The organism is Paenibacillus sp. J22P165 (genome assembly GCF_059692015.1).
In genome coordinates, this window is record NZ_JCAUAP010000023.1 from 28,404 (window position 1) to 54,310 (window position 25,907).

Genomic DNA, 25,907 nt, shown 5'->3' on the forward strand with positions numbered 1-25,907 from the left:
CTCCTCGTCAATCTCTCCCGACTACCGCTACAAACTTCTGCGGAGAGGTTCCGGTTATTTTTTTGAACAAGGTACAAAAATACTTCTCATTATGAACGCCAACAGCCTCGGCAAGTTCTAAATTGGAATAATCACGCTTACGCAGCAGCTCGATGGCCCGCTCAATCCTACGCTTGGAGACGTAATCCGTGAAATTAATCCCTAATTCTTTCTTGAAAAGCTCGCTCACATACGAAGGATTCAAATGAATATGCTCGGCTACAACGCTGAGGGAAATCGATTCCTTCAGATGATCCTCAACGAAACGCATCGCCTTTACCATCTCTGCGCGCAACCCGCTTCCTTCTACTCGGGCATGTAGTCTTTCCCACTCCAAGCGCAGCCGATCAACCAGCTGATGCAGATGCGTACAGTCTGCAAAGGTAACCACCTCGGAGGCATCCGCATGCTCTGTCGACAGCAGCCGCTGGCGAAGCCGTGCGTACCAGCTCTCCACATAACCCAGAAGCTTGCCTGGGATAACGCGGTGGCTGTGCAGCACATGAAGCAGAGGCGCAATCGCTTCGCCTCCTGACTTTGAGCTTGATCGCTCAAGCGTATGCTCGAAGCGTTCTGAAAGCTCACGCCAGTCGCTCTCTGTGTAAGCTAGCCTGCGATTTGGCGTAACCACGGAGCCAAAGCTAGCGTAGAAGGTATCCGCGAGCGCACCTTTTGCCTCCTCATAGGCTTTTGAAGCCTGCCCCCAGCCATTATACATCCGGCTCACACCTATCGAAACAGATATTCGTAAATAGGTTTTGATGGCGTCACGGATGCTTTCCCCAAGCTCGTAGCAGTTCCGATCGAACGACTGTTCGCTGCCCGCTGGAAGCGCAGCTAAAGCCACGATGACCCCTTGCTGCAGCTCACAAGCAAAGCAGCTTCCTTTTTCCCGCAGTACTTCTTCTATAATATTTAACATGCCGTACTTGAGCATGTTACGGTCAGCTGGTGAATATTCCGAGCAGAATACATCATAATTATCAAAACGTAGAGCAAAGCAGCCAAACTGCCGCGGCTCAAAACTCGGCACTAACTCTGCGCTTCGGCGATCCATGACGGGATCCGACACCTCACCACGCAGCAGCTCCTCAAACAGATGCTTACGCAGACGATACGAATTCTCCTTCACTGATCCGCTAAGACTTTGCAAGCGCCTTTCTTTTTCCTCGCGAGCGATGACATTATCACGCGCTTTGGACAAGGCGGTGTGTACGTCTTCTTCGCGTAATGGCACCTTAACTAAATATTCAAACACACCCATGGCAATCGCTTGTTTCGCATAGGCAAAGTCGGAGTAGGCGCTTAGGATGATAACCTCCACATTAGGCAGACGTTCCCGAAGCTGACGAACGAGTTCAATCCCGTCCATGCCAGGCATCACGATATCTGTGATGATGAGGTCAGGACGAAGTTCATCTGCCCTTTCCAAGGCTTCGGCGCCCGAATAGGCACGACCAACAAGTCGGAATGGCATCCGCCGCTCCGCCCATCGCTCGAAATAGGTCTCTAACCGCTTTACCATTGGCGGCTCATCATCCACAATGAGGCAGGTTACCTCTCTCATTGCGCTTCCCCCCTGTCCCGTTCCTCATGCTTCTTGTTCTCTTGCACTGTGTCATCTGGGAATGTCAGTGTTACACATGTTCCACGCCCTGGCTCACTCCACACGCTAAGCCCATAAGGCTCGCCGTAATTCAAACGGATTCGTTGATGGATGTTGTACAAACCAATTCGCTTCCGATGATTATAATTTTTCCCCGCTGGATCCTCTAGCAGTAACTCCGTTGTCTTATCAGGCGTCATGCCTATTCCTTCGTCCTTTACCTCAATAATGAGATTACCGTCCCGACGAATGGCTGATAACTGAATTGCTCCTGGTTTACGACCTCCGGCATATCCGTGAAAAATACTATTCTCCACAATCGGCTGAAGCGCCATGCGAAGGACAGGAAGCTGCAGGGCTACCGGATCGATGTCTTCCTTAAGCTCAAATTCACTATCGTATCGGATCTTCTGAATATATAAATAATCCTTCACATTCCGCAATTCCTGCTCCAAACTGACCCGGTCAGAGAACTCCGTGATGCCGTATTCGAGAATTGAAATCAGGGCTTCAATGATGTTATCTACCTCGTGATAGCGGCCAAATGCAACCACATTGGAGATCGAACCTAGCGTGTTGTACAGAAAATGAGGATTGATTTGAGATTGCAGTACTTGAATCTCTAACTCTTTCTTCTTGCGCTCACCATGATTCACGTGCTCAATTAAGGTCCTGATTTGGCGCAGCATATCATCGAATGTTTCAGCCAGCTTGCCGAATTCATCACGGCGTGCGCTCGATATGCTAACGTTCAAGTCTCCGTGACCGACTTGATTGATTTTTCGAATCAGATAATACACAGGCGTTCGAATCATGCGAGCCACGAAGCCGGCCGTCAACATACTAAGCAAGAAGCCAAGCAGCAGCAGGCCAATGAAAAAGGTCTCCATCCGCTTGAGCGAAGTTTGCAGCGTCGTTCCGTCATAGAAGGCAAAGACAATCCATTTGGTACGCGGATTAATGCTCTTCATAATGGTCACGGCGTTTCCATTCATGTGCTCATTAAAGACATCATCCTTGGACTCCACAAGTTCCCGACCATCGCGGTCGTCAAAACGTAGACGGTGATCGACAATACTAAACAGACGACTGCCTGCTGGCTCCAGAATGACACGTCCCTCTTTGTCCATAATGCCTAGCTGCAAATCGTTGCTGCCACCGCCAATTTTTTGCAATCGCTCCTGCATCGCAGTTAGATTTAAATCCACAGCCACAGCCATAGGTTCACCGGCTATCGTAATCGCTTTGGTGAAGGTAACTGTCCAACCGGAGAAGAAATTCTGATAGGGTTGACTAACCGTCACGGCACCGTAAGCGTTACTGTAAGCCATTTTGTATAGCGGATCACGATCATCTCTTGGGTCATTAATAACCTTGGTTACAGGGTTTCCACCCAGAATGGACAAATCCTTGCGAATCACGTACACGTCTGTCAGCATGACCGAGTTCTCCCGATAGGCATTCTCCAAGGCAGCCTGCGCAGCTGTCAGATCATTACGCCACGAAGCCGCTGAAGTGGAGAGTTGACCGATCGTATTTTGCACAAGAAGAAAGTATAAATCGATATATTCCTCTTCCTTATGCAGCAACTGTGTAGCTTGGTTAAGCTGACTCGACGTAATTTCATTTTTAATATAACGATAGGATAAGCCGCTTAGAATAGCCTCCGAGCTGAGCACGAAGACGAAACAGACCAGAAACAGGCGGAATGATATATTGTGGAACCATTTCTTGATCCAATCTCGCATGTGCGCACCCCTCGTTGCTAGCTAGTCGTTGAAATGTGGAAAAAGAGGAGGCTTCTCCCCTTTTCCCCACTACACTTATTTTATAACACCGTCACCTTGCAGCTGCTTCGTATAATTCGCAATCGCATCGTTCAACTTGAATTTGTCCTGTAACGTCTTCACGTACGTATCCCAGTTCGTTAAAGGCTCTTTTCCTGTTACGAATTTGAGCATCATTTCATTGGCGTATTTGAGGCGATCTTGCGACATCGGGTCAGCCGGATCATCAAAAACGCGTGGATTTACGTTATTATCCTTCAAGTAACTCGTATTAATCTTCTGGTTCGCGTTTGTGATATCAGGCTTCTGGAAGTCAAAGTACACGCCGTCCGTCGCTTTGCGAACGAAAGCATAGTTATAGCGCCACTCAATTTCCTTCTCGTTATACGTAGATCTATCGATCAACTTCGGTGTGCCGTTCGTTACAGTAAATGATTTATCCTTAATGCCGTAAGCTAAGAACGGATAAGCATCCTTATTGGTGTATAGATATTGAATGAACTGCATAGCACGCTTTGCTTTGCCGGCATCCTTCATCGCTTCCTTCGAAAGTCCAATGAGTGACTGCTGGAATGGTTTCACGTCAAGGATTTGATCACCATAGGGCCCCTTTGGAGGTGCAATTTGCTTCCAATCCGGCACACTTCCTCCGGCATCCTGCATTTTCTTCGTTTCTGCTGGCTCCGAACGGCGCCAGTCTTCGATCATAATACCAACTTTGCCTTGGTACATTTTATTATCACGTTTGAGTCCATCGTCGATCGTTACCCAGTCAGGGTCAACCACTTTTGCATCGATCATTTCTTTAATGAACGTCAGCGCTTCCTTCGTTTTCGCGTCGGTGTTGTAGACAACAACCTTACCCTCTTTGACATCTACAAAGTTAGGTTGAACACCGTACATCCAGAAAATCTGTTGGAAACCTTGTGCACCGCTCGTGCTATAACCCAGTGAACCATCCTTTGGCAGCATCGCGACGTAACCATACGTATCGTTCTTGCCATTACCGTCTGGATCGTTGAAAGTGAACGCTTTCATAACATTGAGCAATTCTTGTGGATTCGTTGGAACCGATAGGTTCAACTTTTTGAGCCATGTATTGTTAATCCACCAACCATTGACACCACCGACAGCTTCGGAAGCTGGTAAGCCAATTGTATGGCCTTTATATTTCATAGGCTCAAGGCGCGAAGGGTCGAATGCTTTCGGAAGCTCAGGGAACTCCTTCAACAAGTCATCGAGATCGGCCAGTAAGCCTTGATCGTAATATTTAATCGCAGAAGCACGATCTGGGAAAGAGACGATATCGGGAATCTGATTAGAGGAGATCAGCAGGTTGAGCTTATCTTTCCAGTTCTCGCCGCCCATGATCATATCGAGATCCATGTTGTTGTCTTTCTCGATCATCTGACGAATCGGATCCTGCTCTTTTGCTGGCATTGGCGTCGTCAAACGATAGCCTATCGTATTGTAAAAGCTAACTTTGTACTTCTTGTCAGCTTCCACAGGCTTAGCTGATTGCGTGGCTCCCGTAGAAGGGGCAACGCTCGCACTTGGTGAAGCCGTATTCTCAGCCTTGCTACAGCCTGCAGCAACAACCCCAAGGATTACAGTCATACTAAGCAACGCACTTGCGTGATTCTTTTTCATCTTGAACCTCTCCCTTTAGTCTATTATACATGCTATATCCGAGAGTTTCCTCTAGATATCATCGCTATTTTGGCCCCTATTATCCTTTCACAGAGCCAAGCAGTACACCTCGGGTAAAATGCTTCTGGATGAATGGATACACAACCAAAATCGGTAACGTTGTAATGGCTACGGACGCCATTTGGACCGAAATGGGGTTCACCGAGTTTGCTGCTTCAGCTGCGTCACCACTAATCGCCACAGACGCGAGTAGAATTTGCCTTAGAAATAGCTGTACAGGCTGATTCTCTGGAGTGTTGATGTAGAGCAGAGCGTCGAAATAGCTATTCCAGTGCCACACGGCGTAGAAAAGGCCAATCGTCGCGATAATCGGTACGGACAATGGGATCACGATGCGTACCAGAATGGAGATTTCACCCGCTCCGTCGATACGAGCAGCTTCGTCAATCGCTTCTGGCAGCTGTTCGAAAAAGCTTTTTACAATCATGAGATAGAACGCATTAATCAAGCCAGGAATGATGAGTGACCATTCGGAGTCGAGCAGTCCTATATTTTTCACGAGCAAGTAGCCTGGAATAATACCGCCGTTGAACAGCATGGTGAATACGATGAAAAGCAGGAATGGGCTTCGGCCAGGCAAGGCTTTGCGCGAGAGCGGAAGTGCTGTAATGACGGTGAACACTAAGTTCAGCAGCGTACCGACAATGACACGAAAGAGGGTAACTTGGTAGGCATCGAGTAATCGGCCCCCTTGCATAATCTCTCGGTACGCAGTCAACGTGGTGTGTGTCGGGATAATGACCAAGCCATCTTTCTTGATAAACTCGGAGATCGGGGTCAGTGAAACACTAATGACATACAAGAACGGCAGTACGCAAGAAGCGGCGAGCAATGAGAGTAGCAAATAGTTAACACCTTGGGCGAGTCGGTCGCCGGTAGTCATGTGACGCATGGATGATTCCTCCTTCTACCAGATTTGTCCGTCGAATTTTTTGGCAATCCGATTCGCACCAAGTACTAGCACGAAGCCGATTACTGATTTAAACAACCCGACAGCGGTAGCAAGTCCAATACGTCCCTCTTGTAAACCGACCCGATACACCCATGTCTCGATAACATCGGCCTTCTCTTGATTAAGCGGATTGAGCATGATGAAGATTTGGTCAAAGCCGACATCAAGAATGGCGCTGAGCCGCAGCACGAGCATGAGGATAATGACGTTGCGAATACCCGGAAGGGTAATATGCCATAACTGACGGGATTGAGACGCACCATCCATCGTTGCTGCTTCATAAAGGCTTGGATCGATGCCTGTGAGCGCTGCCAAGTAAATGATGGCTCCCCAGCCGACTGACTGCCAAATATCTGTTGTGACAATAAGCGACCGGATCAGACCGGACTCGGTTAAGAAGGATATGCGGTCTAAGTGAAAGGCGGTTAACAACTGGTTAACGAGTCCTGTTCCAGGTGCGAGGAAAGCCACCAGTAACCCGTAAATAATGACCCATGATAGAAAGTGAGGCAGGTAGGTCAGGGTTTGAATGGTCCTTTTGAACCCCGTTGACGTAACGGCATTGAGCATTAAGGCTAGAATAATCGGTGCTGGAAATGAAAAGACGAGCTTGTAAAACGAAATCAGAATGGTGTTTCCAATAATTTGTTTGAAATACACACCATCGAAAAATAGCTGAAAGTTCTGCCAGCCGACCCACGGGCTTTCCCATAGTCCTTGCAGGACATTGTAGTTCTTAAATGCAGCGGCGATGTACACCATCGGCACATATTTGAATACCGCAAAGTACAGTAAGCCCGGAATTAATAGGGCATACATCACACCGTATCTTCGCAGCAGGTTCATCGTTCGATGCATGAGCTGCCTCTCCTCTCTCTGTTGGTTATACCTTTATTGTAGCGTCGCGAAAGGGGCGATCCTTTTCATATCTTTGGCAGATGGTCTAAAATCTTCGGAAATCTTTGAAAAATACGAAAACCGCCTCTCGCTAGAGAGACGGCTTTGCTGGATCAATTTTTGACGAGTGTGATGTAATCGTAAGCTAGATTATAGGTGCTGGCGGACGCATGCTTACCCGTTACTGTGAATCGGAACGTCTGATTGCCAGTTGTACTGATCGTCACCGTACCCAAGTTAGACTCCATATAACCAGAAGTAGCAGCATACTGGTCTACCGTTGAACCCAGATTCGTGCCGTTAACGGCAAGCTGGTATATGCCTTTGTTGAATGCGCTGCGATTTCCCACATACACAGTATACGTTCCTGTCTGCGGTACATTTACCGTGTATTGTACGTAATCGCCAACTCCATTGCCATTTAGGTTGTTGAACGATTTGCCAGCAACAGCGTCACTGTAATTCGTTTGCGAATCCCCCGTAGACGTTGTTACGGGTAAGGACTCTGCTTCATACACCGTTGTAGCGGATACTTCGCTAAAGATCACATCATCAACGAGCATCCACTGTGTCGAGGTTGCATTAGACGTAAAGGCAATCGTTGCCTGACCATTGGTCACGGGGATATTATTCAACGTAATTTGTGTCCACGTGCTGGTTGTGGGGACCGTGATGTTCATCTCCGCTCCACCATAGTTCAGCACACGCATCTGAGCCTGTGTCTGACCGCCAGAGCTCTTCACCCATGCGCTGAGCTGGTAGGTACCGTTCGCGATACCATTCAGATTCTGCTTCGTCGTAACCAGATAATTGCTTCCCTTCGCATGCTTCAAGGAACGCGTTCCGGTATGTGCATCTGTCGTGGTCATGAAGCTGGCATCTTTATCGTACGTCTCAATCCAGTTCGGCGTATCTTGATCGGTATATCCCTTGGATGTGTCTTTTACCGTAAACTCCATCAAAGGATTTCCGAGCAGATTCGCAGCTGGGTAGCTTTTCGCGTAAAAACGGAAGTAATCAAACTCACTTTCACCTGGCAGTTTCGTGTAATCCGAGACGGTTCTATAGCCTAGTGCCGTTAGCCAAAAATTGGCTGGTGCAAAAGGCATCGGTGTCGTAACGGTATTAATCGTGTTGACGAGTGTACCGTCCAGATAGAATTTAATCGCCGTCGGCGTCCATTCGTACCCATAGACGTGCCACGCATCTGGTGTAACGGAGACCGCATGACGCGGTGAACTGTAGCCTGGGATATAAGTGATCGTCCCCGTATCAAAGTAGCCGTTGGCAGAGTCATGCTCGAAGCCGTCAATCTCCGTAGCCTGATTATAAAAAGGTAAATTCCCCTCGGCAATTTCGGCCGTCAAGCCGGTTATATTGTTCGCCGCAATATGATTGCTGAGCCCCATACTCCAGAAGGAAGAATGCAGCCCTGTCGTGCTATTAAACAGCTTAGCTCTCGTCTCGTAATAGCCATAGCCGAACAGTTTCTTCGAAACTATACCGCCGCAGGTGTTGTACCACGTACCATTAATTTGCTCACGCTTAAAATCAATGTGCAAAGAGCCGCCCGACTCACGCACGTTCTCTTTCCGGTTGTAGCCTAGTGAATAGGGACCCGCATCACGATACATCCAGTCATCCTCATTGATCGCCGTATCGTTAAATTCATCCGCGTAATATAACGAGTAACCTGCTGGTGCTGCTGCTGAAGCTGGAGCAGGTGAAATTGTAGCGAGTGTCGCTGTGGTCAACAAACATACGGGTAATACCGTCCGGAGCGGATTGACTATTAAAGTACGAAGTGGACTGAGCCATTTCAAATTCACCATTAATCTCCTCCTAATGGAATTCGGATGTTATACGATCGGCTTCCCTCCCGTTCAAGTACGGCGCATAGTAAGACGGCAGGTTTCCCGCTCTCGTCGAACCATAGCTGGGGGCGTTCCAATCTGAGGACGGATTGTGCGACTTGATGCGCCCAGGGAATTTGAAGATCGAATGCGAGCACATGCCGCGATGGCTGCCACACAATGCCGTCTGATGATTCAAATAAAGCCACAGAGCCGCGTTCCGACTTCGTAAAATAACCTTGGAAATCCTTCATCAGCGCATAGTAGCCATCGTCCTGACACCATACATAAGGGTCCTCTACCGCCCAATCGTTCGTTGGATTCTTTACCGTGGGTTCTGGCTGCTTGCGAAACGGTCCCAGCGGATGATCGGCAAAGGCAACGCCTGCGTTAACCGCTCCACCCTTCGGCGGAGGACCCTCGGCCACACCTTTGTACATCATTAGAACACGGCCGTCCATGGTCTCGCACACGGTAGGATTGCTCGTCATGAGACCATCCCACTCTCCTGGGGAAACATCGAGTACAGGAGCAGTCCCGCGCGTCCAGGGTCCTGCAGGATGGTCAGCGACAGCAACTCCAATACGTTGCTTGTTCCGATACGACCACCATGTTACCTCATCGGCAGGATGGTCGAGATCAAAGTCAGGACCATGAGTCCCCATGTAATACAAGTAATAACGATTACCGTGGTGCAACATAGCTGGATTGTGTGCTACATCCCTATCCCAGCTTGCTACACCATCTCTGTTGGTCCAAAGCGTATCAACATGGTGGAACGGACCCAACGGATTATCAGCAACCGCATAGGCGATTTCGGAATGTGTGACCCAAGCTTCAAACCCCACTTGCTCAGGCCAACGTGAATAAAACAAGTAATACCTCCCCTCCGCATCTCGTGTCATCGAACCACACCAAACATGCCATCCTGCTAGCTCAAACTTCGCCCCAGCCGGCACAGGCCGAAGCATCTCCTGAAAATTCATGTTCACCTCTCCTAGCTCTGTAAGGGTATACATTCGTACAGAAATAGTGTAAGGGCTCTGTCGCGCGGAAAGGTTTCATATTTTCGTAAGATGGTTTGAAGTTTTGGGATGTGTGATTGGCAGATTGGTAGCTGCTTGCCTTATTGCGGATAGATCGTTGCTGGAATGTAGTGCGTGGACGGATGCTTTGGCTGCCGATTGCGTTTTGATGTATAAACTACAGCTAATTTGCTCAAATCCGACCTACTTTCGTGATTAAATGGAAAAAGTACAGCTAATTTCGATGAAACGTAAAGAATCGAGCGATTCGAAAGAATTTAACTACAGGAAATACAGCTATTCCTTCCAATTCGAGAAATTGGCTTCAAATAGATGGAGAAAATCCAGTTAGTTTGCTGGGGAGGGTTGGAAGTGAAGGTGAGGGAGGTTTAAGTAGCTCGGAGCGATCGGTTGGGGGTGGCGGCGGTAATTAAGGTAAAGTGGAGGTAACTACAGGTCGAGTTGAAGGTGTTGATGAGTAGCTTGGGGGATCGGTTTGGCGCGGCGGCGGTAATTAGGGGGGATGGTACCAGGAGGTGACGATGAAGACGGGAGTGTGGCAATACAGTAAGGGAAGCTACTTTGGGTTATAAAGTCCGGACAAGGTATACATGGGGTGGCCATGGTTGCGTGTAAAAAAAAAAGACCAGCTCCAATGAGCTGGCCTCCCTAAAAACGATTAGTAAGTCAAACCTGGGTAAAGTGGGAATTGCGCTGTTAGATCCGCAACCATGCCACGAGCTTTCTCAAGCGTAGCTTCGTCTTTCGGGTTTTTCAATGTAAGACCGATAACTTTTGCGATAGTTTTCATTGCTTCTTCGTCCATACCACGGGAAGTAACAGCCGGTGTACCCAAACGGATACCGCTTGTTACGAACGGGCTAGTTGGGTCGAAAGGAATTGCGTTTTTGTTCGCTGTAATACCGATCTCATCAAGCACGTGCTCAGCGTCTTTACCGGAGATGTTCAGGTTACGCAAGTCAACCAACATCAAGTGATTGTCTGTACCGCCGGACACAAGGTTGATACCTTCAGCTGTAAGAGCTGTTGCCAAAGCTTGTGCGTTGTTGATGACGTTTTGACCATAAACTTTGAAATCCGGTTGAAGAGCTTCACCGAAGGAAACAGCTTTAGCTGCAATTGTATGCATCAAAGGTCCACCTTGGGAACCAGGGAATACTGCTTTATCGATCGCTGCAGCCCATGCCTTTTTCGTAAGAATCATACCGCCGCGAGGACCGCGAAGCGTTTTGTGTGTTGTTGTTGTTACAAAATGTGCGTGCGGCACTGGGTTCGGGTGCAAACCAGCTGCAACTAGACCAGCGATATGCGCCATATCAACGAAGAACAATGCGCCTACATCGTTAGCAATGGAAGCCAATGCTTCGAAATCAATCGTACGCGGGTACGCACTTGCACCAGCAACTAGCATACGAGGCTTGTGTTTGAAAGCTGCTTTACGAACATCATCATAGTCGATGCGGAAATCTTTTTCGCTTACGCCGTAAGCTACGAAGTTGTAAAGAATACCGGAAGCATTAACAGGACTACCATGTGTTAAGTGACCACCGTGCGCAAGGTTCATACCAAGAACCGTGTCGCCAGGGTTTAGAGCAGCTAGGTAAACAGCCATGTTCGCTTGTGCACCGGAATGCGGTTGAACGTTGGCGTGCTCAGCACCGAAAAGCTCTTTCGCGCGATCACGAGCGATGTCTTCCACGATGTCTACGTACTCACAGCCACCATAGTATCTTTTGCCTGGGTAGCCTTCTGCATATTTGTTCGTAAGTACTGTACCCATAGCTTCAAGAACGGCTTCGCTCACGATGTTCTCGGAAGCAATTAGCTCAATTTTGTCGCGTTGACGGCCTAGCTCAAGGTTCATCGCTTCTACGATTTTCGGATCTTGTTTGCTCAAAAAGTTTGTCATATGGAATTCCTCCTAAGGATAGTCGTTAAAATACAATTAGCAATCTGCATCAGGTGCAGCTTGTTGATAGAGTTGCTCCGCTAGATCGGCGGAGTAGATAGCTCTCGTGCCGCCGATCAGCTTAGGCCTTGCGAAGGCCATCGTAACGTACGCTTGGCCGATATGGCGAACAGGTGGCCTGACAGGCACAGCCACTTTACGCAGGTGCATCCCGATCAGCGTACTGCCAATATCGATAGCCGCGTGAGCCGCAATCGACTCCACCACGACGGCCTTTGTGAAGTGCCGATACGCATAAGAGGCCATCGAGCCTCCTGCCTTCGGCACGGGAATGACAGAGACCGGCTCCAGCTGTGGCGCTAGCGTCAAAAGCTCTTCTTCCACAACCAGCGCACGATTCAAATGCTCACAGCACTGATAGGCCGCAAACAGTCCGAACTCGCTGCAAATGCGCTTCACCGTCTCAAAAATCGGCTTAGCCGCATCCAGCGTACCCGATGTACCAATTCGATGCCCGAGAATTTCACTCGTGCTCGTACCGATCACAAGAATGTTGCCGGGTCGCAAGCCGCCGACCGTAACCAGCTCCCGCAGGTTCGCTTCCAAAGCTTCCGCTGCTGCTATAGGGTCAAATACAGAATCACTCATTATTCATCCTCATTTCTAGGGATGTACCGTGAAACGATCCTCAATGCTCTGCACTTTATTGATGCGGTTCTTATGGCGGACGCCCTCTGAAAACTCGGTTTCCAACCAGATTTTGACGATTTCTTCCGCTACACCAGGTCCAACTACTCGCTCACCCATTGCAAGCACGTTCGTATCATTATGTTCACGTGTCGCTTTCGCAGAGAAAAGATCGTGCACAAGTGCACAGCGAATTCCCGGAACCTTATTGGCAGCAATGGACATCCCAATGCCTGTTCCACAAAGCAGAATCCCTTTGTCTGCTTCTCCTGAAACGACTTTTTCGCAAACTTGAAGTGCATAATCTGGATAATCAACGGAGTCGCCGCAGCTGCATCCGAAATCAATCACTTGATGACCTAATGATTCAATAAAAGGAATGATAACATCTTTCAAACGATAGCCTGCATGATCTGCACCTAAAGCAATTTTCATGAATAAAACGCTCCTTTTTGACTGTTCGAATTCGACCATCCTATTATATCCCAAAGCTCACCAAAAACGAAAAAAAGAGCGCACACGCTAAAAAACGCGCGTTGCTCTTTTGCCCAGGCGACCGGCCGTATAGCTCAATGCTCCATTGTGGTTACTCCCACTCGTCGCCAGTTACATTGAGTCTTGCTTGTTACCTGTATTTTATCGCATTCCTCGCGATGTGTAAAGTTCTATTAGCCTACATGAAGACATAAGGTGCAATCTGGAAAAACGATTTTGGTTAACGCAGCTTTTTTACCAATTTATCTAAGCTCCGACTAATTTCTTCAGCGGTGTTTCGGTAATCAGCCAATGATCCGCCATAAGGATCGGAAATATCGTAATCGGGAATCGTATTTTCCAACGTATACATACGACTTCTTTCTTCGACAGATACCGTTTGGGACAACGCCTGTTTAAGTTGAAGCTCCGCTGCGAGCTGCTCTCTCTCTTCAATTGCCTTCAGAATTCGATCATCGTCCTCTACATACTCATTGAGCGTATAAGTCTTCTCGATCGCATGAGGGAAGCGCCCAATCACGGTACGTTTATGCCCCGTTGTCATCGTCAAGACCAGGTCAGCCCAATCGACATCTGCAGCACTTATTGCTAGCGAACTAATCGATTCTTTGAAACCCGCTTCATGGAGAAGCGATTGGCTATTCCTAGAGATCGGACCACCCGTCATCGCGGATACACCTGCCGAACGAACCTCCGCCGCAAGCCCCTCTTGACGCACCCTCATACGCAGCAAACCTTCAGCTAACGGACTGCGGCACGTATTTCCTGTACAGACAAATAGAATTCGCAACATGAAATCCTCCCGAAATAAACGACTACACCCTCCTCTTAAGAGAGGTGCGTTTATATAGAAATTTAAGAACGGCTGCACCGTCCATGATTACTCGTATTGTATCATAGTAAAAACTTGATCCCAAACCCTAATAAGATAAGTCCGCCGAATGCCTCGCCGTATTCGCCTACCCAACCGCTAACACGTCTACCTAATAGCAAGCCCGCTATCGAAAGCAACCCGCCAAATAAACCAAAGACGAGCACAGTGAGCACGATATCGGTAGCAAACATGCCAAGCGATACACCCACCGAGAATGAATCTATACTTACACTGAGAGCAAATATAATAAGCCCCCATAGTGTCCGATGATCAAAGGCCGTCGCTTCTTCCCCGCGTACCGAGCTGTATACCATATGGGCTCCAAGCAAAATAAGCAAACATCCCCCCGCGGCAGTCGCTACGTTACCCAATAGGAGCGAAACATATTGCCCCATAAACATCCCCGTCAGCGGCATGATTACATGGAAAAGACCGATGATAATGCTTATTTTCAAAATATCCCACAGACGAATGCCCTTCATTCCTATGCCAATTCCTAACGAAAAAGCATCTAGGCCCAAAGCAATCGCCATTATTCCAATTGTCATGAGTTGCCCAACTTGTACCCCAGATGCGAGCATAGCACGATCCCCCTTGTCCACGATTCTTTCTCAAGATATGCGGACAAACTGGGAATCATGCTAATCACAATAAACGGCTACACCGTCCTACTTGGACGGTAGCGTTTATCTGGAATATAAGGCAATTTAGTGCGTGAAACACAAAAATCTTATATTTTAGAGACGGATCCGTTCATGCCCCGCTGCTTTGAGCAGTCGATTCATAATCGCGCTGCCAATGCCTGAATCAGGGACACCTTCTGCAACAATATAACTAATACCTTGGTGATCAAAAGTCCGCAGAGCGCCATATAGCTCCCGAGCAATCGAATCTGGTTCGGATAGAGAGCCGCATGCGAGAATGAGATCTGCACGGTATTCGCCTGCTCTCTCCTCAAAGGTAAGAATACCCGTCGACTCTCCTCGTGCCTTGGCAGCATCAATATCCTGCTGAATCCATGCTGAGACTTCCTGCACATTGTCCCCTTGCACGATGTGCATAAAGCCCTTCGGCGCATAATGCGTGTACTTCATACCTGGCGCACGCGGGGTATCCGAAGCCTCTACTTCTGTCGGTTCAGACACATGAATAGGCAGCTCTGGCAACACGACATGCAGCTGCTCTGCTGTCACACCACCTGGTCTCAGGATGTATAACTCCCCGTCAACCAGCTGAATCACCGTGGACTCTACGCCAACACCAGTTGCACCGCCATCCACAATGCCGCCAATCTTCCCGTCCAAATCATCACGCACATGCGAGGCTAGGGTTGGGCTCGGTCTACCTGAGCTGTTCGCACTTGGCGCCGCTATCGGCAGCCCTGTTTCTCGCAGCAGCTGTAAGGCAACCGGATGATCAGGTATACGAATGCCTACCGTTTGCAGACCTGCCGTCACTAACGGCGAAAGGCTACCTGCAAGAACAGGTAGCACAATGGTTAAGGGGCCTGGCCAAAAGGCTTGCATAAGAGCTAGATGATCCGTTGTTAGACTATCCGACTGAATAAGACTTGGGAGCTGGTTCACATCAGCAATATGTACAATCAGAGGGTTATCAGACGGCCTCCCTTTTGCAGCGAAAATCTGGAGAACGGCGGCGGTATTCGTCGCATCCGCTCCAAGTCCGTACACCGTTTCGGTCGGAAAAGCGACCGTATCACCTTGCTGCAGAAGTTTCGCTGCTTCTGCTATATCCTGCGCTGTTGCGCCAATCGCTCCTTGATTCACGTTCCAGTAGATTGTCACAAACTCTCATCCTTACTTGTATAGATTAGCTGAACCACGAAAAGATCGCCTTAAACATTTCCCAAATAAAGAACTTTACTTTCGGTTGAGCCGGCTCTTCGGTCGTGGTCGTGGTAACTGAAGCTGCTACGACCTCACCTTTTGTGTCTTTCTTTGCTACCTTCTCTGTCGAAGTAGCTTTATCTTTGCTAGCGACAGTTTTCGCTTTATCTTCTTTAACCGGCTGCTTTTCCTTGCCATTCTCATCGGTCGTTTTGGCCACGACAACAGCTGCTGAAGCAACCGCTTCACCCGATACGGAATCTACAAAGCATAACGGTGGAAATAACACGCACCACCAATTTTGGCCTTCACCCGAACCAATCACAACACGCAATGCTTCATAATCCCCAGCTGGGTAGACGTCATTTCCGTACATTTTGGTTGGAAAAGGAACAACACCTAGCTCTACTGTATGCGGATAATTATAGCCACGGGATGCAATCATCTCGCCAACAAGTTGATCGAATTCAGGCAAATGCGCGTTCACAACCGCTCTTGCCTCGTCTAAGGAATGGGGTCCAACAACCCACTCTGCCATACGAGCAATAATCGCATCGCGAATCTCGCGTTTCAAAGCTTGGTCCTGCGCAGAATCCGAATTTGCTAGAATACGCAAACGAATCGATTCTTCTGGTATCGTAGGCGAAATAACCGCCGCATTCGTACGATTGGATTCCCAACACATAATCATAAGTATAAGTGCAAAAACAATGAATAATAAACTCTTAACTGAGTGGCGCTCCGTTCTCTTAACCATGGAGAGTAGCCCCTTTCCCGTCATCTACTAGCCAGTATGGACAATAGTGGGTGGGGCTAAACCTATGAATCTATTATTTTTGGCAAAATGATAGAGTTGGTAGAGGGCTCATATTTGCAGGCTTTCAGGCTCGCCTGGATCAAGCCTACAGCTGGCGTGGCTCACGAATCGCCAACACGTGGCGATTGATCCCCTGGAGATCCTGCACGAAACGGATCTCCGTCCAGTCTGCGGCGGCACCCAGCAACGTCGCAACTGCCTCCGCCTGCCCAATGCCCACCTCGAACCCGACCACAGTCGGGATTCGTGGCAGCCGGTGCAGCTGCGAAACCATCCGGCGGTACAGGTCGAGTCCCTCGACACCGCCGAACAAAGCTGTGTGCGGCTCGAATAGCCGCACCTCGGGCATCAGCGCCGGCAGGTCGCCATCAGGGATATACGGTGGGTTAGACACCAGTATATCCGGCGCGAGCCCGCGCTCGATATAAGGCTCGAGGAGGTCGCCCTCGAGCCACTCAATCCGCGCTGCCACTTCGTGGCGCTGCGCGTTCTTGCGGGCCATCTCCAGCGCTGCCGCGGAGATGTCACTGGCAGCCACGCGCCACGTTGGGCGCGCGTGCGCGATCGTCACCGGGATGATGCCACTCCCGGTGCCCACATCCGCAAGGAGCGGAGCGCCTTGCGGGAACAGACGCGAGCCCTCGTGGAGCAACGCCTCCACGAGCAGTTCGGTCTCCGGCCGCGGGATCAACACAGCCGGCCCGACTTCAAACGGAAGGCCGAAGAAATCCTGCTCACCGATGATGTACTGCACCGGTTCACCCGCGGCCTTCCTTGCAACGAGCTGGTCCCACGTGGCGACCAGCTCTACCGGCATCTGTTCCTGCCACCAGCGGAACAGCAGCTCAGTCCGACTGCAGCCGCCTAAGAGGTGCTGCAGCAATAACTCCGTGCAAGCCGAAGCCTCTGCTACGCCTTGCTCTGCTAAAAAAGAAGAAGCCTTCACAAAGGCTTCTCTCACACTCATGTTTGCACTCGTCATTACATTGCCTCTAAGGCATCGGATTGTGCAGCAATCGTTAGTGCTGACACAATTTCCGCCATATCGCCGTTAAGAACTGTCTCTAAACGGTGAAGCGTCAAGCCGATACGGTGATCGGTAATCCGGCTTTGCGGGAAGTTGTACGTACGAATCCGCTCTGAACGGTCACCCGTTCCGACTTTGCTTTTACGCTCGCCAGCATATTTCGCTTCTTCTTCTTCACGCAATTTATCTGAAATCCGCGTACGAAGTACACGAAGCGCTGACTCTTTATTGGAGTTTTGCGATTTACCATCCTGACATGTTGCTACGATACCCGTTGGTACATGGGTTACACGTACAGCGGATTTCGTTGTATTAACGGATTGACCGCCCGCTCCACTGGAACAGAACGTATCGACACGAATATCGGCATCATGAATCACGATTTCCACATCTTCTGCCTCCGGCATAACGACTACCGTTGACGTGGAGGTGTGGATCCGTCCACCGGATTCCGTTACTGGAATACGTTGAACACGGTGCGCACCGCTCTCAAACTTGAGCTTGCTATAAGCACCTTTACCCGTAATCATGAAAATAATTTCTTTAAATCCGCCCAAATCATTCACGGAAGCATCCAAAATCTCCGTTCTCCAACCTTGCGCATCCGCATAACGCGTATACATGCGGTAGAGATCGCCTGCAAACAGTGCAGCTTCGTCGCCGCCTGCCGCTCCGCGAATCTCCACGATGACGTTCTTATCATCGTTAGGATCCTTCGGCATCATCAAGATGCGGAGATGTTCTTCTAGTTTAGCGGATTGCTCGCTAAGCTCTTCGATCTCCATTTTGACCATTTCGCGCATCTCATCGTCCAGCTTCTCATTCTGCATCACTTTCGCATCAGCCAGCTGTTCGCTCACGCTCTTATATTCATTATAAGCATCGTAAGACTCCTGAAGATCAGATTGCTCTTTGGAATACTCTCTTAGTTTCTTCGTATCACTCGTTACATCCGGGTCACACAATAACTCACTTAGTTTGTCATAGCGGTCCACAATGGACTGAAGTCGATCCAACATAGGGGATCACTCCTTTCTTATTTTTGTTATTAATTAAACGTTGAAGCGGAAATGCATAACGTCGCCGTCATTTACCACGTACTCTTTACCTTCAAGGCGTACTTGGCCTTTTTCTTTCGCACCCGCCATGGATCCAGCAGCAGCCAAATCGTGATAAGAAACAACCTCTGCACGAATAAATCCACGTTCGAAATCCGTATGAATGACGCCAGCTGCTTGCGGAGCTTTTGTTCCTTTACGAATTGTCCATGCTCTAACTTCTTGCACTCCAGCTGTGAAATACGTATACAAGCCGAGTTTGCGATAAGCAGCTTTAATTAATCTATTCAAGCCGGACTCTTGAAGTCCCAACTCTTCCAGGAACATCTCTTTTTCTTCGTCTTCCAGTTCAGCAATCTCAGACTCAACCTTCGCACTGATGGAAACAACTTCGTTGTTTTCTTTTTCTGCGAATTCCTTCACGATTTTAACGTATGCATTGTCATCCGCTGTTGCAACTTCATCTTCACTCACGTTTGCCGCATAAAGCACTGGCTTCATCGTCAATAAATGAAGATCGCGAACTAGAAGGCGCTCATCGTCTGTCAAATCCAAGCTGCGTGCTGGCATATCATTATATAAGGCTTCTTTGATACGTTCCAAACACTCAACTTCAGCTACAACTTTCTTGTCGCCGCCTTTGAGGTTTTTGCGTGAACGCTCGATTTTTTTATCAACCGACTCAATATCTGCCAAAATCAATTCAAGATTAATCGTCTCGATGTCGCCAATCGGATCGACTTTCCCAGAAACGTGAGTAATATTATCATCCTCAAAACAACGGACAACATGCACAATCGCATCAACTTCGCGGATGTGTGCTAGAAATTTATTTCCAAGGCCCTCGCCTTTGCTCGCACCCTTAACCAATCCCGCAATGTCAACGAATTCGAACGCTGTCGGCACGATGCTCTTAGGCACAACGATTTCTACCAGCTTCTGCAATCTCTCGTCTGGTACTTCTACTACCCCAACATTCGGATCGATCGTACAGAACGGATAATTTGCAGATTCTGCCCCCGCCTGTGTAATTGCATTAAACAATGTCGATTTTCCTACGTTCGGTAGACCGACGATACCTGCTTTCAAAGCCATTGTCGTTACAACTCCTTAATTTTCGAAGATCATCCTTCTTATTATATAGTACTTGGAGGGCAAAAAAAAGCCTGCTAGCTATTGATTAGCTCCAGACTTTTTTTCCATTGCTTTTTTGTACTCTTCATCCCGCTTCTGTTCGAAGTAGGTTTGGATCTGATTTCGCAGAATAAAACCGCGCAGCGCATTGCTTTGTTCCGCAGGAACACTCTCGAAGCTAGCACCGTAATAGTAGCTGCCCTCTTGCTTTTCTTTCCTTATAATTTCCAACATACAAGGCATTTCGAAGCCTAAATCGAGCTGTACTTGTAACTGGCATTTTTTATGTAAAATAGCATCAATCATAGAACTATCGTTAATCGTGAAACCAAGTCCATTCATCGAAATATTTTTAATTGAAATCTCAATGGCTTGTTCAAGCTGATACTGTTCTTTCTGTTGGATATTCTGAAACCCAAAAATTTGTCCTATGTTTTTCACATTCACCCGCGGGAACTCCCGTTTCTCCGAAAACTTCTTTCGGTTCTCCGGCGGATTAATCACAATGAGCGAACCAGGCTCTCTAGCCACGACTGTCGTATGAAGGACGAAGAGACCCGATTTGGTGTACAACGTCATTTTAGCTTTATCTCCAAGCTGAAATACTTCATATTCCGGCAGCTCGATCTCCATGATATCTCCTTGTGCATAGGTAAGAATACCTGTTGACACAAAATCATCCTTCGCCAAAACAGCTCTACAATCGATCAATACTTCCGCATCAAATCCTTCTTTGCTCCCATACCGTTTCAAAGCATCCTGATTCATCGCCATGCTCACCTTCACCTCTCCCTCTACGGACGAATGGATTCCACAGAACAATTACGCACAAAATAGACTGCCCCTCTTCCATATAGAAGGGAGCAGCCTATCACCTTAATCAAAAAAAAGCATCGATTTTCGGTAACCAGGCTGCCATAGTTCCTTAGAACCGTAGACCCTCAGCTTTGCGTCCTTGCTTTTCAACAAGTTTGCTATTGTCGAACCCTGCTATGCTATTCAATTTAGTCGTTATTTATGGTCTAAAAGACCCACTATTACCACCATTATACGTAGCCTGGATATTTCTTTCAACTAAAATCCTTGCATGGGCGATGTTTTTATTGTATGAATGTGTAGTGGAATGAATATCCACAGGTTTATAAGTTATCCACATTGTTATCCACAGCTTGTTAACAACGAATATTTGTTCGGATTTTTATGCACATGTGGATAAACTATTATTGCGAGGTGTCCCCCTGTGGATCAACATATCCCCTGGATGCAAGAAGCGATTGGTGAGGCGCTTAAAGCCGAAGCCATCCGTGAAGTACCGATAGGCGCAGTCGTCGTCCATCAAGGTCAAATCATTGGCCGCGGCTATAATTTACGCGAAACAACCCTAGATCCTCTCGCACATGCAGAGATGATTGCCATTAAACAGGCAAGCGAGCATCTGCAAGCCTGGCGCCTTCTCGACTGCCAGCTTTATGTGACGCTGGAACCTTGTCCGATGTGCGCAGGTGCCATAGTACAAGCACGAATACCGCAAGTGATTTATGGAACAGTGGATCCAAAGGCTGGCTGCGCTGGAACGTTGATGAACTTACTGCAGGAGGACCGATTCAATCATCGTGTCGATGTGGTTAGTGGCGTTTTGCAAGAGGAATGTTCAACGATGTTAACGCAGTTTTTTCGAAAACTACGGGGAAAAGCTTGATTCCTCCCTTACTTTAATTGTATCGAACGTACGATGAAAAAGATGATCGTGCCAAACAGTAGCAGTAAAATGAAGCCAAACGCCCACCAGTTGAGATCAGCGTTGCCTGCCTTAGCACTTTGGATAACCGACCATTCAATAAAACCAAATAGAATCACAATCACCGCTTTTAAACTGTTCATAAATAAACGCGCATTCTGGTATTGACCAAGGGCATTCTGAGGTGTAATTGGGGCTGGATAATTATATATGTGCGGCACCTTGCTAAGAAAGGTCAAACCAATGTAGATGATTATGCCTATGAGGGGTAAGACAATTAAGCTTATTTTGTTCCCCCAACCATCAACTTCGCCTTTTCCGTTAAAATGTAGCGGAATCCGCTCAGGCATATCCTGCCACGCGTAAGCGACATATGCGATCATACTTACGATTATGAGTAGAGAAATGCCTTCAAGTACTGTTTCTGCTTTGGATCTGGCAAGTTGAATCACGGGACGTTGCTCCATACAACACCTGCTTTCTGCTGTTTTAATTAGGGATCCTAGTAAATGACATATCTATTCATTATTCACTACAGTACATTCCTTACTTAAATGAAACCTCCTGCTTGAACATGGGTTAAAATGGGTTGCACCCCGAAATCATCTCGTGTTAGAATGACGATACTATGCGCCCGTAGCTCAGCAGGATAGAGCAACAGTTTCCTAAACTGTAGGTCGTACGTTCGAATCGTATCGGGCGCGTATCGTTCTTCTCACAAAGCAATCATACTTAAAAAGGGATTTCAACTTAGGTTGGCAATCCCTTCTTTGTTTTGGATTCATAATCGAAAGGAGTCCTCACTCCGATGACAACTCGCGCTATTTCATCCTACCGGATCCCGCTCTTCTGTGCCGTTACGATGCTCTTCTGGATGTCAATGTACACCAGCGTTCCGATCATGGCGCCTTATGTGGAGTTCCTTGGGGGAAGCCACCAGTTAGCTGGTTGGATTGTAGGCATGTATGGCATCTCGCAGATGCTGCTCCGCATACCCGTAGGTATTATGTCGGATCGTTTTCATAAAAGAAGACTGTTCATTACCTTCGGCCTTCTTTTCACCGCCATTACCGGAATAGGGCTGTGGTTCACGCACGATTTTACTTGGATCTTAATCCTCCGCGCTCTCGCGGGAGCAGCCGCAGCGACATGGGTTGATTTTACAGTGCTATTCACAAGCTATTACAAGCATGAAGAATCAACGAAGGCGATTGGCACGATCTCCTTTTTCAACTCACTCGGTCAGGTGCTTGGTATCCTAAGTGCAGGCTGGGCAGCAGACAAGCTGGGGTGGGAATCGGTATTTATCTTAGGTGCAGTGCTCGGCCTACTTGGCATGATCGGCTCATTCTTTCTCATTGAAAAAGTCGAGAAAGATGCGCCTAAAATTACGCTGCGCGGAATAGGCGACGTGGCAACAGATCGAACGCTCCTTTTCGTGTCTTTGCTCGCTATTCTATCGCAGGTATTGATTTTTGCTACGGTTTTCGGCTTCACCCCAGTCTATGCCATGCAGCTCGGAGCAGACAAATTCTCGCTCTCCTTGCTATCCTTATTCGCTAACGTCCCCGTTGCACTAGCCTCCTTGTTCGGAGGACGACGATGGTCGATCCGTTATGGAGAGAAGCGCATGGTTGTCGTTGGCTTTCTGCTCATGGGGATATTCACCTTTACGGTTCCGTTCACCCATCATCTATGGCTGCTCATGGTCACGCAAGCATTGGCAGGCTTTGGTCGCGGACTTTCATTTACGTTACTCATGGGCATGAGCATTAAGCATATGCCTGCGGATAAGCGCGCAACAGCAATGGGCTTCTTCCAAGCCATATATGGGCTCGGGATGTTCGTAGGGCCAGTCCTCATGGGCATCATTGGTGACTATTTTTCACTCAACCAAGGCTTTATTGTACTCGGTATCCTCGGTGCTTTCAGTGCACTACTCGCTTATCTGTTCGTTCAGAACGCGGCTAAGAAGCGGCCACTAACTGCTAACAACTCTACGATTGCGCAATGATAGTAAGGGCGAATCTCACGATTCGCTCTTTTTTTTCATATAAGTGCAGGGGTACAGCTGACGAGCTTCGTCTATTCATGCGGAGAGGAGGAGAAGCATATTGAGGAGCACTCATTAGTTGATCGCATAGTAAAGGGCGATGAAGCGGCATTCCGCGAGTTGGTTATCAGGTATCGTCCTTATCTTTTGCAGACGATCTTTGCCATTGTTCGCCATCAAAAGGATGCCGAGGACTTATCCCAAGAGGTTTGGACCCGTATTTACTTCTCCCTCCCTCAGTATGAAAGGAAAGGCTTGAAAACGTGGATGACCCGCATCGCGGTTAATCGAGCTATTGATTTCAAGCGCGCGTCCAGTCGGCGAAAGGAAGACATTATCTCTGAATTCGAGGAGGCTGTCTCCAACAGGACAAGGACCTCCTCATCTGGAGCAGAGTGTAGAGCATGAGGTTTTGATCAAAGAAACGACTGAATTCATACGTCACAAGCTCGACCAAATCCCATCGAATTACCAGGATGTTTTACTGGCCTATTATATTCATCATCAGTCCTATCAAGATATTGCCAATGCTCAAGGCGTTACCATTATAACAGTCGAATCTAAGCTGTACAGGGCAAAGCAATGGGTGAGAAATCACTGGAAGGAGGAGGAGTTTCGATGAAAACGCAACACTATGACCAACAGGAATGGATGCAGTATGTGAAAGAGAGTCTCCCTTCAGAAACAAGGAATGAGATGGAGAATCATTTATACCGTTGTGATGACTGTCTAGCGATCTATATGGCTTGTATAGAGGAGTCAACAGTAACGCTCACTGATATCGTTAACACAGAGACTTACATGAAAGAGATTATTACGCGTACCATTGGCACAAAGCCAGCTTGGTATCGCTCTACAATGTTCCACTACGGGGTCGCCGCTGCTGCGACACTTGTCCTTGTAGCAACTGGCTTTTTCCATGGCTTATCGCAGGAATTAGGAACGTTCGGCGCCTTCAAGCCCGCTCCTCCTCTGGAAGCCCCTGCCTCCCTTAAAGCTCAAGTTTCGGTTTCCGATCACATTGTTAATAAAACACTTACCTGGCTAGACACCTTGCAAAATGATCAAAAAGAAGGAGGTTTCAACCCATAATGTCTAACAAAAGTCATCTTACTGCGTTCTTATTGTCTTTCATTCCTGGAGCGGGTCATTTATATATGAACAGGAAGGGCCGCGGTTTTCTATACGGATTTGTATTCTTTGGACTAGCCTTCATCCTGTTCTTAGGAGTCGCTTCCCATGATGCTGACGAATTCGCTATCCTATTAATACCGATTGCGTTCACAGCGATTGCCAATATGGTGGATATGATTATCTACCTGCTGCGTTCTCCAGCACCTACACCTGCTGCCTATTATCAACCGAATCCGGCGTATTATGGGCCTTACCCACCTGAACAGGAGATACCCGCCTGGGACGCCGCTTCCTATTATGATCACCTAGCGAGGAGTCAGGAAAGATCCAAAGTGCTTATGCTCTCTTTCATACCTGGCGTTGGTCACTACCGACTTGGACTCATGCAAAGAGGCCTTACGGCAATGGTCTCCTTCTTCGGGATCGCGATCCTTATCTTCTTCATCACCATACTGACCCACAACGATGGCTTCATCGTATTCTTGCTAGCTTTACCGGTACTCTGGTTCTACACCATGTTCGATGCACTTAAGCAACTGGATCGCAAGCAGGCCGGATATGAACTCATTGATCGCAGCATATTCGAAGATTTCCAACGTGATGAGCATGGACGTAAAAACCGAACTCTCGCTACAATTATCGCTATTTTTCCTGGAGCCGCGCATCTCTACTTATCTATGACCAAAAGGGGTATTCAGCTGATGGCTGTGTTCCTATTCTCCGTCTATGTCCTGGATGTATTGCGACTCTCACTGTTCTTCTTTCTGATTCCGATTCTGTGGTTCTTTAGCTTTTTTGATGCCTTACAGAGTATTTCTAAGTATGAAAATGGCACCTTAGTCGACAAGCCTCTTGTCGAGAACTGGACAGCTTACCAACGCTCTATAGGTGTTATATTAATCGTGTTAGGCAGCTACTACATCTTCAGTGACGTCTTCGTTCAGTTCTTGTATCAGCTCCTGCCGAGTTCGCGAAATTACATGTATCTGATTAACAATTTTAGTCAGACCTTAATTGTTGCTATTCTTTTAATAGGAGCGGGTATCCGTTTGTTGATGCATCGTAAGCAGCATAAATCAATGTTTACGGAGAAAAATGACGATGCAGCCGCCTTCTCTCCCTCATCAGATACCGTGATAGACATAGAAAAAAAGAACCCCTAAGGGTTCTTTTTTCTGTCGGCATTGATGATATTTCTTTGAACCTTGTTACACATAAAACCTAAGTTAAATCTGCGTATAAAA

General features: G+C 47.9%; 25 protein-coding genes, 1 tRNA gene and 2 riboswitches. Of the genes, 7 read left to right on the top strand and 19 right to left on the bottom strand.

Features of this window, described 5'->3' with window-relative positions; all coding sequences use genetic code 11:
* Positions 1-7: 7 nt before the first annotated feature.
* From AC58QM_RS33680 to AC58QM_RS33765, 18 genes are all read right to left on the bottom strand, one after another.
* On the bottom strand, positions 8-1,606 hold the full coding sequence (locus tag AC58QM_RS33680; protein WP_497289091.1) for a response regulator: 1,599 nt from the start codon (positions 1,604-1,606) through the stop codon (positions 8-10).
* Positions 1,603-3,393, bottom strand: a complete 1,791-nt coding sequence (locus tag AC58QM_RS33685) for a cache domain-containing sensor histidine kinase (protein WP_497289092.1) — start codon at positions 3,391-3,393, stop codon at positions 1,603-1,605. The genes AC58QM_RS33680 and AC58QM_RS33685 overlap by 4 nt, the downstream gene beginning before the upstream one ends.
* A gap of 75 nt (positions 3,394-3,468) precedes the next feature.
* A complete protein-coding gene (locus tag AC58QM_RS33690; RefSeq protein ID WP_497289093.1) occupies positions 3,469-5,082 on the bottom strand; it encodes a type 2 periplasmic-binding domain-containing protein in 1,614 nt (537 codons plus the stop codon).
* A gap of 79 nt (positions 5,083-5,161) precedes the next feature.
* Complete coding sequence (locus AC58QM_RS33695; RefSeq protein ID WP_497289094.1) at positions 5,162-6,034, bottom strand: carbohydrate ABC transporter permease; 873 nt, start codon at positions 6,032-6,034, stop codon at positions 5,162-5,164.
* Positions 6,035-6,049: 15 nt separating this feature from the next.
* Positions 6,050-6,952 carry an ABC transporter permease gene (locus AC58QM_RS33700; protein ID WP_497289095.1) on the bottom strand — a complete coding sequence of 301 codons (903 nt, stop codon included), beginning with the start codon at positions 6,950-6,952 and terminating at the stop codon, positions 6,050-6,052.
* A gap of 152 nt (positions 6,953-7,104) precedes the next feature.
* Complete coding sequence (locus tag AC58QM_RS33705) at positions 7,105-8,823, bottom strand: family 16 glycosylhydrolase (RefSeq protein ID WP_497289096.1); 1,719 nt, start codon at positions 8,821-8,823, stop codon at positions 7,105-7,107.
* Positions 8,823-9,830 (bottom strand): glycoside hydrolase family protein, encoded by a 1,008-nt coding sequence (locus AC58QM_RS33710; RefSeq protein WP_497289097.1) that lies wholly within the window; start codon positions 9,828-9,830, stop codon positions 8,823-8,825. The genes AC58QM_RS33705 and AC58QM_RS33710 overlap by 1 nt, the downstream gene beginning before the upstream one ends.
* Positions 9,831-10,548: 718 nt before the next feature.
* On the bottom strand, positions 10,549-11,799 hold the full coding sequence (glyA, locus tag AC58QM_RS33715; RefSeq protein WP_497289098.1) for a serine hydroxymethyltransferase: 1,251 nt from the start codon (positions 11,797-11,799) through the stop codon (positions 10,549-10,551).
* Between the two features lie 36 nt (positions 11,800-11,835).
* Positions 11,836-12,447: a TIGR01440 family protein gene (locus AC58QM_RS33720; protein WP_497289099.1), complete on the bottom strand. Its 612-nt coding sequence runs from the start codon at positions 12,445-12,447 to the stop codon at positions 11,836-11,838.
* Between the two features lie 15 nt (positions 12,448-12,462).
* Positions 12,463-12,921 (bottom strand): ribose 5-phosphate isomerase B, encoded by a 459-nt coding sequence (gene rpiB, locus AC58QM_RS33725; protein WP_056611733.1) that lies wholly within the window; start codon positions 12,919-12,921, stop codon positions 12,463-12,465.
* A 104-nt stretch (positions 12,922-13,025) separates the two neighbouring features.
* A riboswitch (ZMP/ZTP riboswitch) is annotated at positions 13,026-13,106 on the bottom strand.
* A gap of 95 nt (positions 13,107-13,201) precedes the next feature.
* On the bottom strand, positions 13,202-13,774 hold the full coding sequence (locus AC58QM_RS33730; protein WP_497289100.1) for a low molecular weight protein arginine phosphatase: 573 nt from the start codon (positions 13,772-13,774) through the stop codon (positions 13,202-13,204).
* 101 nt (positions 13,775-13,875) lie between these two features.
* A complete protein-coding gene (locus tag AC58QM_RS33735) occupies positions 13,876-14,436 on the bottom strand; it encodes a manganese efflux pump MntP (RefSeq protein ID WP_497289101.1) in 561 nt (186 codons plus the stop codon).
* A 156-nt stretch (positions 14,437-14,592) separates the two neighbouring features.
* Entirely contained in the window at positions 14,593-15,660 is a 1,068-nt protein-coding gene (locus tag AC58QM_RS33740) for an L-threonylcarbamoyladenylate synthase (protein ID WP_497289102.1), read from the bottom strand.
* A 25-nt stretch (positions 15,661-15,685) separates the two neighbouring features.
* Positions 15,686-16,459 carry a stage II sporulation protein R gene (gene spoIIR / locus AC58QM_RS33745; RefSeq protein WP_497289103.1) on the bottom strand — a complete coding sequence of 258 codons (774 nt, stop codon included), beginning with the start codon at positions 16,457-16,459 and terminating at the stop codon, positions 15,686-15,688.
* 145 nt (positions 16,460-16,604) lie between these two features.
* Positions 16,605-17,501: a peptide chain release factor N(5)-glutamine methyltransferase gene (prmC, locus tag AC58QM_RS33750; RefSeq protein ID WP_497289104.1), complete on the bottom strand. Its 897-nt coding sequence runs from the start codon at positions 17,499-17,501 to the stop codon at positions 16,605-16,607.
* Positions 17,501-18,565: a peptide chain release factor 1 gene (gene prfA, locus AC58QM_RS33755; RefSeq protein ID WP_173117318.1), complete on the bottom strand. Its 1,065-nt coding sequence runs from the start codon at positions 18,563-18,565 to the stop codon at positions 17,501-17,503. Before prfA ends, prmC begins: the two co-directional genes overlap by 1 nt.
* A gap of 33 nt (positions 18,566-18,598) precedes the next feature.
* Positions 18,599-19,699 (bottom strand): redox-regulated ATPase YchF, encoded by a 1,101-nt coding sequence (gene ychF, locus AC58QM_RS33760; protein WP_497289105.1) that lies wholly within the window; start codon positions 19,697-19,699, stop codon positions 18,599-18,601.
* Positions 19,700-19,777: 78 nt separating this feature from the next.
* Positions 19,778-20,512: a PilZ domain-containing protein gene (locus AC58QM_RS33765; protein ID WP_497289106.1), complete on the bottom strand. Its 735-nt coding sequence runs from the start codon at positions 20,510-20,512 to the stop codon at positions 19,778-19,780.
* Between the two features lie 125 nt (positions 20,513-20,637).
* A riboswitch (cyclic di-GMP riboswitch) is annotated at positions 20,638-20,724 on the bottom strand.
* 254 nt (positions 20,725-20,978) lie between these two features.
* On the opposite strand from AC58QM_RS33765, the gene tadA reads away from it, so the two are divergent.
* Positions 20,979-21,437 (top strand): tRNA adenosine(34) deaminase TadA, encoded by a 459-nt coding sequence (tadA, locus tag AC58QM_RS33770; RefSeq protein WP_497289107.1) that lies wholly within the window; start codon positions 20,979-20,981, stop codon positions 21,435-21,437.
* A gap of 8 nt (positions 21,438-21,445) precedes the next feature.
* Here tadA and AC58QM_RS33775 read toward each other — a convergent pair whose 3' ends face one another.
* A complete protein-coding gene (locus AC58QM_RS33775) occupies positions 21,446-21,943 on the bottom strand; it encodes a DUF1648 domain-containing protein (RefSeq protein ID WP_497289108.1) in 498 nt (165 codons plus the stop codon).
* Positions 21,944-22,106: 163 nt separating this feature from the next.
* Here AC58QM_RS33775 and AC58QM_RS33780 point away from each other — a divergent pair.
* From AC58QM_RS33780 to AC58QM_RS33805, 6 genes are all read left to right on the top strand, one after another.
* Positions 22,107-22,180, top strand: a tRNA-Arg gene (locus AC58QM_RS33780).
* A 104-nt stretch (positions 22,181-22,284) separates the two neighbouring features.
* Positions 22,285-23,490 (top strand): MFS transporter, encoded by a 1,206-nt coding sequence (locus AC58QM_RS33785; RefSeq protein WP_497289109.1) that lies wholly within the window; start codon positions 22,285-22,287, stop codon positions 23,488-23,490.
* Between the two features lie 186 nt (positions 23,491-23,676).
* Positions 23,677-23,937, top strand: a complete 261-nt coding sequence (locus tag AC58QM_RS33790) for a sigma factor (RefSeq protein WP_497289120.1) — start codon at positions 23,677-23,679, stop codon at positions 23,935-23,937.
* A gap of 4 nt (positions 23,938-23,941) precedes the next feature.
* The gene (locus AC58QM_RS33795; RefSeq protein WP_497289110.1) at positions 23,942-24,151 is read left to right on the top strand and encodes a sigma factor-like helix-turn-helix DNA-binding protein; all 210 of its coding nucleotides are present in this window, start codon (positions 23,942-23,944) and stop codon (positions 24,149-24,151) included.
* On the top strand, positions 24,148-24,621 hold the full coding sequence (locus AC58QM_RS33800) for a hypothetical protein (RefSeq protein ID WP_497289111.1): 474 nt from the start codon (positions 24,148-24,150) through the stop codon (positions 24,619-24,621). Before AC58QM_RS33795 ends, AC58QM_RS33800 begins: the two co-directional genes overlap by 4 nt.
* Entirely contained in the window at positions 24,621-25,826 is a 1,206-nt protein-coding gene (locus AC58QM_RS33805) for a hypothetical protein (protein ID WP_497289112.1), read from the top strand. The genes AC58QM_RS33800 and AC58QM_RS33805 overlap by 1 nt, the downstream gene beginning before the upstream one ends.
* Positions 25,827-25,907: the final 81 nt, after the last annotated feature.